This is a genomic window from Phenylobacterium sp., assembly GCF_031360265.1.
In the GTDB taxonomy this organism is placed as follows: domain Bacteria; phylum Pseudomonadota; class Alphaproteobacteria; order Caulobacterales; family Caulobacteraceae; genus Phenylobacterium.
The window spans coordinates 23,750-32,637 of sequence record NZ_JANMBF010000137.1; the positions used below are offsets into that span (position 1 = coordinate 23,750).

9 protein-coding genes are annotated in these 8,888 nt (G+C 70.3%); 4 read left to right on the forward strand and 5 right to left on the reverse strand.

The genetic code is table 11. The features are described 5' to 3' along the window. Nucleotides 1-80: 80 nt before the first annotated feature. The 3 genes from RMN86_RS12640 to RMN86_RS12650 are packed head-to-tail and all read right to left on the reverse strand — an operon-like array spanning nt 81 to nt 3,039. On the reverse strand, nt 81-1,364 hold the full coding sequence (locus RMN86_RS12640) for an HlyC/CorC family transporter (protein WP_309606208.1): 1,284 nt from the start codon (nt 1,362-1,364) through the stop codon (nt 81-83). After that, on the reverse strand, nt 1,361-2,470 hold the full coding sequence (gene aroB, locus RMN86_RS12645) for a 3-dehydroquinate synthase (protein WP_309606200.1): 1,110 nt from the start codon (nt 2,468-2,470) through the stop codon (nt 1,361-1,363). The genes RMN86_RS12640 and aroB overlap by 4 nt, the downstream gene beginning before the upstream one ends. Next, on the reverse strand, nt 2,467-3,039 hold the full coding sequence (locus RMN86_RS12650) for a shikimate kinase (protein ID WP_309606201.1): 573 nt from the start codon (nt 3,037-3,039) through the stop codon (nt 2,467-2,469). Before RMN86_RS12650 ends, aroB begins: the two co-directional genes overlap by 4 nt. A gap of 66 nt (nt 3,040-3,105) precedes the next feature. On the opposite strand from RMN86_RS12650, the gene RMN86_RS12655 reads away from it, so the two are divergent. Both RMN86_RS12655 and RMN86_RS12660 read left to right on the forward strand, forming a co-directional pair. Further along, on the forward strand, nt 3,106-4,323 hold the full coding sequence (locus RMN86_RS12655) for a hypothetical protein (RefSeq protein ID WP_309606202.1): 1,218 nt from the start codon (nt 3,106-3,108) through the stop codon (nt 4,321-4,323). Continuing rightward, nucleotides 4,320-5,249: a tyrosine recombinase gene (locus RMN86_RS12660; RefSeq protein WP_309606203.1), complete on the forward strand. Its 930-nt coding sequence runs from the start codon at nt 4,320-4,322 to the stop codon at nt 5,247-5,249. The genes RMN86_RS12655 and RMN86_RS12660 overlap by 4 nt, the downstream gene beginning before the upstream one ends. A gap of 60 nt (nt 5,250-5,309) precedes the next feature. Here RMN86_RS12660 and RMN86_RS12665 read toward each other — a convergent pair whose 3' ends face one another. After that, nucleotides 5,310-6,161 carry a glycine zipper domain-containing protein gene (locus RMN86_RS12665; RefSeq protein ID WP_309606204.1) on the reverse strand — a complete coding sequence of 284 codons (852 nt, stop codon included), beginning with the start codon at nt 6,159-6,161 and terminating at the stop codon, nt 5,310-5,312. Nucleotides 6,162-6,349: 188 nt separating this feature from the next. Here RMN86_RS12665 and RMN86_RS12670 point away from each other — a divergent pair, with 188 nt between their 5' ends. Together RMN86_RS12670 and RMN86_RS12675 are read left to right on the forward strand one after the other, a co-directional pair. Then, nucleotides 6,350-7,312, forward strand: a complete 963-nt coding sequence (locus RMN86_RS12670; protein WP_309606205.1) for an acetyl-CoA carboxylase carboxyltransferase subunit alpha — start codon at nt 6,350-6,352, stop codon at nt 7,310-7,312. An 82-nt stretch (nt 7,313-7,394) separates the two neighbouring features. Continuing rightward, a complete protein-coding gene (locus RMN86_RS12675) occupies nt 7,395-8,390 on the forward strand; it encodes a nitronate monooxygenase family protein (RefSeq protein WP_309606206.1) in 996 nt (331 codons plus the stop codon). 216 nt (nt 8,391-8,606) lie between these two features. Here the strand turns inward: RMN86_RS12675 and RMN86_RS12680 are convergent. After that, nucleotides 8,607-8,888: hypothetical protein (locus RMN86_RS12680; RefSeq protein WP_309606207.1), on the reverse strand; the 282-nt coding region annotated here is incomplete at its 5' end.

Here is an 8,888-nt window from a genome sequence, read left to right on the forward strand (position 1 = left end):
CGCAACTGCGGCCTGTCCCGGTTCGAAACAGGCTCTGCCCAACGACCCTGCCGCCTCTTGGGTTCCCCGGAACCCTGAATCTAATCGTCGTCGCGCGCCACCGCGGGCCAGATCCGCAGCCGGGTCACGCGGTTGGCCTTGCGTTCCAGCACCGCAAAGCGTTGGCGGTGGAAGGTGAAGCTCTGGCCGGCGTCGGGAATCGTCCGCGCCTCGTGGATCAAGAGGCCGGCGACGGTGACCGCCTCCTCGTCCGGCAGGTCCCAGTTCATCGCCCGGTTGAGATCGCGGATCGTCACCGAACCGTCCACCGAAACCGAGCCGTCCTCGGCGGCCGTGACGCCGGCGATCGCCTCGTCGTGCTCGTCCTCGATCTCGCCGACGATTTCCTCGAGGATGTCCTCAAGGGTCAGCAGCCCCTGGAGCGCGCCGTATTCATCGACCACAAGGGCAAAGTGGGCGCGACGCTTGAGGAAGGCGGCAAGCTGCTCCTTCAGGCTGGTGGTCTCCGGAATGAACCAGGCCTCGCGCGCGATGGCGGCCATGTCGATGGCGTCGATCCGGCCATCGGCCGCGGCGATGGCGCCCAGCAGGTCCTTGGCGTGCAGCACGCCGACGATGTTCTCCGGATCGTCGCGGTAAAGGGGCATGCGGCTGTGTGCGCTCTCCAGCGCCGCCGCCAGGATCTCGCGCGAGGTCAGGCCCGCGTCAATCATCGAGATTTCCTTGCGGTGGACCATCACCTCGCCGACCGCCATCTCGGCCAGGTCCAGCACGCCGCCCAGCATCCAGCGGTCGCCGGTCTCCACCAGACCTTCGGAGTGATGGTATTCGACGGCGCCGCGAATTTCCTCGTGGGCGGCGAGCACGTCCATCTCCATGTCCATCCGCACGCCGAAGGGGCGCAGGGTTTTCCGGATCATCCACTGGATCGCATAGATGATCGGGCCGACGACCCGCACCACGACCAGGGCCGGGCCAGACAGGAAGCGGGCCACGTCGTCGGAGCGCAGGATCGCCAGGGTCTTGGGCAGCACCTCGGCGAACACCAGCACCAGCGCGGTCATCACCGCCGTGGCCGCCGCGACGCCCCAGGCGCCGGGGATGGCGCGGGTGATCACCTGTGTGGCCAGCGCCGAGGCCAGGATGTTGATCAGGTTGTTGCCCAGCAGCACCGCCCCGATCATCGTCTCCTGGTCATTGAGCAGCCGGTTGACACGGCGCGCGGCGCGGTCTCCCTCGCGCTCCAGCTGGTGCATGCGCCCGCGGCTCGCGCCGGTGAGCGCGGTCTCGGCGGCCGAGAACAGGGCCGAGATCGCCAAGAGGCCAAAGACGATCGGCGCCAGAGCCAGGATCGCGCCCATCAGCGGGCTCCTTCCGTCAAGAGGAAGGCCGTGACCGCGCCCGCATCCACGTCCTTGGCGACGAACGCCTGGCCCAGACCCCGGGCCAGGATGAAGGTCAGCTTGCCGCCGTCGGCCTTCTTGTCCTGCGCCATGTGGCGAACCAGGCGATCGGCGGCGAACGGATGGCCGGGAACCTGCGGCAGGCCGGTCGGCAGGCCCGCGGCGGCGATGGCGGCGGTGGCGCGCCGCGCCTCCTGGGTGGGGCAGAACCCCTGGGCCTCCGAGAACCGGAAGGCCAGCGCCTGGCCGGCGGCCACCGCTTCGCCGTGCAGCAGGGCCGGGCCGTGTCCGGTCTCTGATTCCAGGGCATGGCCGAAGGTGTGTCCAAGGTTCAGGAGGGCGCGGCGGCCCTGTTCGGTTTCGTCTTCCGCGACGATCTCGGCCTTGATCTCGACGCAGCGTGCGACCGCGTGGGCCAGCGCCGCCGGCTCGCGCGCCAGCACCTGGGCTCCGTGGGCCTCGAGCCATTCGAAGAAGCCGACGTCGCCCAGCAGGCCGTATTTGATCACCTCGGCATAGCCGGCGCGCATCTCGCGATCGGGCAGGGTGGCCAGCACATCGAGATCGGCCAGCACCAGCCTTGGCTGATGAAAGGCGCCGACCAGGTTCTTGCCGCGCGCCGTGTCGATGGCGGTCTTGCCGCCGACCGAGGAATCCACCTGCGCCAGCAGGGTCGTCGGAATCTGCACGAACCCGACGCCGCGCTTGAAGATGGCGGCCGTAAAACCCGCCAGATCACCAACCACCCCGCCGCCGAACGCAGTGATCAGGTCGCCGCGGTCGAGCTCCAGCGCCAGCAGCCGGTCGATGACCTCGGCCAGACCGTCGAAGCTCTTGGTCTGTTCGCCGGGCGCCACGACGATCGGCATCACTGCGACGCCGGCGCGCGCGAACGCAGCCGTCAGCCGGGCGCCGTGCAGGCCCCACACCGTTTCGTCGCTGACCACGGCGCTGCGCGCGCGTTTCAACAGAGGTGCGATCCGCTCGCCCGCCTGGTCGAGCAAGCCGGGGCCGATCAGCACCTCATAGGCCCGCTCGCCCAGCCCCACGGCCACGGTCGCGGTCATCGAGGCTGGTCCTCAAGATGGGGGGGCGGCTGGTCCTCAAGATAGGTCGAAAGCGCCCGGATCACCTGCTCGACCGTAACGTGGTGGGCGGCGTCGCCGGTCTCGACGATGATGTCGGCTTCGCCATAGGCGGGATAGCGCGCCTCGGCGAGGTCCGTCAGCACCTCCAGGGGATCCCTGCCGACCAGCAGCGGTCGGGTGTCCTTGCGTGAGACGCGCCGGGCGAGCACCTCAAGGTCGGCCTTCAGCCAGACCGTCACGGCCCGGGACTTGAGGATCGCGCGGCTTTCCGGGCTCATGAAGGCGCCGCCTCCGGTGGCCAGCACGTGAGGCGGCTCGTCGAGCAGCCGGGCGATCACGCGGCGCTCGCCCTCGCGGAATGCGGCCTCGCCCAGGTCAGCGAAGATGTCGGAGATCGAGCGGCCAGCCGCGGCCTCGACCTCAAGATCGGCGTCGCGGAACGGCAGGTCCAGCGCATTGGCCAACCTGCGGCCCACGCTCGATTTGCCGACTCCCATCAGGCCCACGAGGGCGATGGTGCGAAGGCGCAGCGGTGCATAGCGGTCCATGAACGTCCAAGGCTTACACGACCGCGCGCTCTCGCGCCAACTTCCGGCGCCGGCTATGATCGCCAGATGTCGCGTCTCCCCGGTTTCGCCCTTGCCCTGTTGCTCGCCGGATCGGCCCATGGGGTCGCCGCGCAGGCCGCGTCCCAGCAGGTCGAGGTCACGCCGTTGGCGGCTCCGGACGCCTTCACCACGCCTGGGAGATCCACCGGTCTGCCGCCCGAGCTCTGGAGCGGCGCGTCGGCGCGGACCGCGCGGAGCGTGCTGCCCCTGTTGGCCGCCAAGTCCCTGTCGCCGGCCGGGTCGGCGCTGGCGCGGCGGATCCTGGCCACCGGCGCACCGGGTCCCGCAGGCGCGGGACGCGATCCGGCGCTCGCCGCGGCGCGGGGCAATGCATTGATGTTCCAGGGCGACCCGAAGGCCGCGGCCGCCGTTCTCGCGCACGTGCCCGGGCTCGACCGCAGCTCTGAGCTGGCGCGCGCGGCGGCGGAAAGCGCGCTGCTGTCCAGCGACGATCCTCGCGCCTGCCAGATCTCCAGCGGCCTCAGCGTCGGGCGCGACGAGGTCTATTGGCTCAAGCTGCGCACCTTCTGCCAGGCGATAGCGGGCGAGAAGGCGCAGGCCTGGCTGACCTTCGATCTTGCCCAGGCGCAGGTGAAGGATCCGATCTTCACCCGGCTGATGGGCGCCAAGCTCGCCGGCTTGGGCAACCCGGGTTCGGCGTCGCTGCGCAACGGCCTCGACTACGCCCTGTCCCGCGACCTTGGCCTGGACCTGACGACCGCCAGACCGTCGCCCGCGGTGGCCGCGGCGCTGGCGACGACCGACCCTGGCGATCCGGCGTTCGATCCCGCCGCGGTCCCCCTCGATCTCGCGGCCTTCGCGGCGGCGGCGGCCAAGGGGCGCCCGCCCCCCGATGCGGAGGTCATGGCCCTGATCACCGATACCCAGGCCGCCGAGCCCAAGGTCCGCGCCCGCGCCCAGGCCGCGGCGCTGCTGGCATTGGCCCTGGAAAACCGGCTGACGCCGGACACCCGAGGTCTGATGGCCGGGTTGAGCCTGCCCGAGGGCAAGGCGCCGGTCGGGCGCGATCTGGCGCTGGAGTCGGCGGGCCGGCAGAAGCTGATGGGCGAAGCCGCGCTGCTCTCGCTCTGGACCTGCGCCGAAGCCGGCCCGGCCGGCCCGGCGATCGGTGACCGGGTGCGGATCGTCCAGGCGCTGCACGCCGTCGGACTTGACGCGGATGCTCGGGCCTTCGCCCTCGAAGGTCTCGTGGGGCTGAAGTGACCGGCCAAGGGCGCGGCCAGGGGCGAGACTGGGCCGAAGCCTTCCTGGAGATGATGTCGGTGGAGCGCGCCGCGGCGGCGAACACGCTGACTGCCTACACCCGAGACCTGGCCGACGCCGCCGGCTTCCTGGCCGGCCGGGGCCGGGACCTGGCCGACGCCGCCGCCGAGGATATCGAGGCCTATTTCGCCGCCCTCGGCGCCCGGGGCCTCGCGCCGGCCACCGCCGCGCGGCGTCGAGCGGCGCTGCGCCAGCTCTATCGCTTCGTGCTGGGCGAGGGCTGGCGGCCGGACGATCCCTCGCGCCGCGTCGAGGCGCCGCGCCGGGGCCGCTCGCTGCCCAAGGTGCTGAGCCGCGACGAGGTCGACCGGCTGATCGCCGCGGCCGCCGCCCGCGACGGGGCCCAGGGCTTGCGGCTCGCCTGCATGGTGGAACTGGCCTACGCTTCGGGCCTGCGGATCTCAGAACTGACCGGCCTGACGCTGGCGGCGCTGGCCCGCGACCCGGCCTATCTGATGGTCAAGGGCAAGGGCGGCAAGGAGCGGCTGGCTCCGCTCAATCTCGCGGCGCGGGCGGCGGTCAAGACCTATCTGGAGGTGCGGCCCGGGTTCCTGCCCAAGGGCGACGCCGCCAATCCCTGGCTTTTCGCCTCGCGCGGCAGGACGCGCCGCCTGACGCCGCGCCGGGTCGCCCAGTTGCTGGACGAGGCCGCCGCCGACGCCGGGATCGACCCGGCCCGGGTCAGCCCACACGTGCTGCGCCACGCCTTCGCCACCCACCTGCTGGAGGGCGGCGCGGACCTGCGGGTTGTCCAGACCCTGCTCGGCCACGCCGACATCGGCACCACCCAGATCTACACCCATGTGGCCAGCGAGCGACTGGCCGAGGTGATGTCGGCCAAGCACCCGCTGTCACGCAAGCGCTGAGGCGTGACCGGAGGGCCGTCACTGCGACGGCCCTCCCGCCGAGGTGATCAGACTGGGCGGTCAGCCGGTGATCCGATAACGACCGTTGCGATCCGGGCAGACGCGGACGTAGCGGTAGTCCTGCCCGTCGCTGTCGATCGGCGCTGCCGCCAGGCGGCAGCGCATGCGCTGGTAGTCGCGGTTGTCGTACTGGCCGCTGCGTTCGCCGTACCCATAGGCTTCGCGATACGGCACGGTGTCGTTGTAGCCATAGTAGGGGCCGCGGCTGTCGCACTTGAACTTGTCGTTGGCGTTGCCGACGGCCGCGCCAAGGCCCGCGCCCACGACGCCGCCCAGGATGGCCCCTCCTGTACGGTGGCCACTGGCGGCCACGTTTGAACCCAGCGCCGCGCCGGCCAGAGCGCCGATGATCCCGGCGGTGGTGGCCGAGCGGTTGTCGCTGCGGCAGCCGGTCTGCGCGGTGTAGGCGGTGTCGCGGCCGTAGTAGCTCGCCGCCGGGGCCGGTTCGTAAGCCACCCAGCGTGAGCCATCCCAAACCGGCTCGGCGCCATAGGCGCGACTGTAGGAGCCATAGCCGTAGCGGGCGTCATAGTCGGCGCGGGCGCGCTGCCAGTCGGCCCGACGACGTTGATAGTCCGCACGCGCCTGGTCATAGCCGGCGCGGCTCATCTCGTAGGTGTCGCGCTTGGCCTGATAGTCGTCGCGGCGAGCGTCGTAGGCCTCCTTGCGGGCTTCATAGTCCGCCCGCTCGTCCTGATAGCGTCGCTGATCGTCCTGATAGCGCTCCGTCGGCTGGTATTGCGGCGCTGGCTGATACTGCGGCTGGTCCTGGTACTGGTACTGGGCGAGGGCCGGGGATGCCGTGGCGAGAGCCAGGGCGGAGGCCATCGCGATCTTGAAGGGCTTGTTCATGGTGATCTCCGTTTGTCCTGCGACGCTCGGGCGGGGTCGACACGTTCGGGCGTCTTAGGCCCCAACAACACGCTGGCCTGGGGCTCGGTTGCATCGGCGGAACCGCGCTCGCCCGGCGGCGCCCTTGTGAGCGGGCGCCATCGCGCCTAATTTCCGCCGCTTCCCCGACGCGAAGGACTGACCCCCGGATGGCTGTGCATTACCTTGAGTTCGAACGGCCCATCGCCGACATCGAAAGCAAGATCGAGGAGCTGTCCAAGCTGTCGGAGTCGGCCGGCGCGGGGGCTTTCGATGCTGAGATCGAGGCCCTTCGGACCCGCGCCCAGGCGATGCGCCGCGACGCCTATTCCAAGCTCGACGCCTGGCAGAAGACCCTGGTCGCGCGCCATCCCGACCGGCCGCACTTCGTCGACTACGCCACCGGACTGATCGAGGAGTTCGTCGAGCTGCGCGGTGATCGCAAGTTCGCCGACGACCAGGCGATCATGGGCGGCCTCGGCCGGTTTCGCGGTCGCCCGGTGGTGGTGATGGGCAATGAGAAGGGCCGCGACACCGTCACCCGGGTGAAGCACAACTTCGGCTATGCCCGGCCCGAGGGCTACCGCAAGGCGATCCGGCTGATGGAGCTGGCCGAGCGGTTCAACCTGCCGGTGATCAGTTTTGTCGACACCACGGCGGCCTATCCGGGGGTGGCGTCGGAGGAGCGCGGCGTCGCCGAGGCCATCGCGCGGTCCACCGAAAAGAGCCTGATGCTGGGCGTGCCGATGGTCGCGGTGATCACGGGAGAGGGCGGCTCGGGCGGCGCGCTGGGCATCGCCTGCGGGTCGCGCGTGCTGATCCTCGAGCACGCGGTCTATTCGGTGATCCCGCCGGAGGGCGCCAACTCGATCCTCTGGCGCGGCGCGCGCACCCCCGGCGAGGCGGCCAAGGCGCTGAAGATCACCGCCCAGGATCTGCTCGGCATGAAGATCGTCGACCGGATCATTCCCGAGCCCCCCGGCGGCGCCCATTCCGACCCGTCAGCCGCCCTGCAGGCGGTCGGCGACGCCGTCGAGGAGGAACTGAAGGCGCTGGAGGGGTTCACCCCCGATGAGATCCGCAAGCAGCGCGCCAAGCGCTTCTACGCCATCGGCCGGGCGGGGTTGCAGTAGGGGCGGCGATCACACACGGGCTTGCCTGACCTAAGGATCGCGGGTTCAGTGTCGTCCAAACAATCGTTTGGAGGGACGACCCATGGCGCTGAAGACCCGGTTCACCGAGATGTTCGGGATCGAGCATCCCATCGTCCAGGGCGGCATGCAGTGGGTAGGGCGCGCCGAGCTGGTGGCCGCGGTCGCCAACGCCGGCGGCCTGGGCTTCATCACCGCGCTGACCCAGCCGACGCCCGACAAGCTGCGTGAGGAGATCGCGCGCTGCCGCGCGCTCACCGACAAGCCGTTCGGGGTCAACCTGACCATCCTGCCGGCGATCACCCCGCCGCCCTATGCCGAGTACCGCCAGGCGATCATCGACGGGGGTGTGAAGATCGTCGAGACCGCGGGCTACAAGCCGCAGGAGCACGTCGACCACTTCAAGGCGCACGGGATCAAGGTGATCCACAAGTGCACCGCGGTGCGCCACGCGCTCTCGGCCGAGCGGATGGGCGTCGACGCCATCTCCATCGACGGCCTCGAATGCGCCGGCCACCCGGGCGAGGACGACGTCGGCGGGCTGATCCTGATCCCGGCGGCGGCCGACAAGGTGAAGATCCCGATGATCGCCTCCGGAGGGTTCGGCGATGCGCGCGGCCTCGTGGCGGCTTTGGCCCTGGGCGCCGAGGGCATCAACATGGGCACCCGCTTCATGGCCACGGTCGAAAGCCCGATCCACCAGAACATCAAGGAGCAGATCGTCGCCAACGACGAACGCGCCACCGAGCTGATCTTCCGCACGATGCACAACACCGCCCGGGTGGCGAAGAACGCCATCAGCCAGCAGGTGGTGGCGCTGGAAAAACAAGGCGCGAAATTCGAGGATGTCCGCGAACTGGTCGCGGGCTCCCGCGGCCGCGGGGTCTATGAGGTCGGCGACAACGACGCTGGTATCTGGTCGGCCGGCCAGATCCAGGGCCTGATCCACGACATCCCCACCTGCGCCGAACTGATCCACCGTATCGTCCGCGAGGCCGAGGAGATCATCCACGGTCGCCTTGCCCGCATGGCCGGGACGCGCCAGATGGCGGGCGCCTAGACCCTTCGGCCATTGCGTTGAAGCCCCAACGTCAACCTTGCCGGGGGAGGGGTCAGGGGTGGGGGTGCAAGCTGTGAGTCCGCCGCCCAGCCCCTGCAAAGCCGCGTCGGCGCCCCACTCCCAACCCTCTCCCCGCAAGGGGGAGAGGGCTTCGAGCGCTGGCCCCAAGACCGCTGAAGGTCGATACGCCTTGGCGTCGTCGCGGGGACCCGCCGATCAGGAGGTGTTGGCGGGCGGCGGCGGGGCGTCGTGGCCGTTGGGGCGCGCGCCCGGGGTAGGGCCAGTCTCCGGCGGGGCGGCCGAGGCCACAGCCTTGTGCGGCGCCAGCACGGCGTCGGCCCTGGCGGCTTCCACGCTGAGCTCTTCGCAGAGCCGGGCGATCAGCTGGTCGGGGTCGAGGTCGAGGAAGTCTTCTTCCTCGGAAACATCGTCGAGGCGCTCCTGGATCAATCCGAGAAGGTGGAAGGACTCGCCGTCGTCGTCCTGGATCTCCGGGTC

What these genes read in the sequence shown, in the direction of transcription:
- aroB (WP_309606200.1), bottom strand. Translation starts at nt 2,470, where the DNA reads ATGACCGCGACCGTGGCCGTGGGGCTGGGCGAGCGGGCCTATGAGGTG.
- RMN86_RS12650 (WP_309606201.1), bottom strand. Translation starts at nt 3,039, where the DNA reads ATGGACCGCTATGCACCGCTGCGCCTTCGCACCATCGCCCTCGTGGGC.
- RMN86_RS12655 (WP_309606202.1), top strand. Translation starts at nt 3,106, where the DNA reads ATGTCGCGTCTCCCCGGTTTCGCCCTTGCCCTGTTGCTCGCCGGATCG.
- RMN86_RS12665 (WP_309606204.1), bottom strand. Translation starts at nt 6,161, where the DNA reads ATGAACAAGCCCTTCAAGATCGCGATGGCCTCCGCCCTGGCTCTCGCC.
- RMN86_RS12670 (WP_309606205.1), top strand. Translation starts at nt 6,350, where the DNA reads ATGGCTGTGCATTACCTTGAGTTCGAACGGCCCATCGCCGACATCGAA.
- RMN86_RS12675 (WP_309606206.1), top strand. Translation starts at nt 7,395, where the DNA reads ATGGCGCTGAAGACCCGGTTCACCGAGATGTTCGGGATCGAGCATCCC.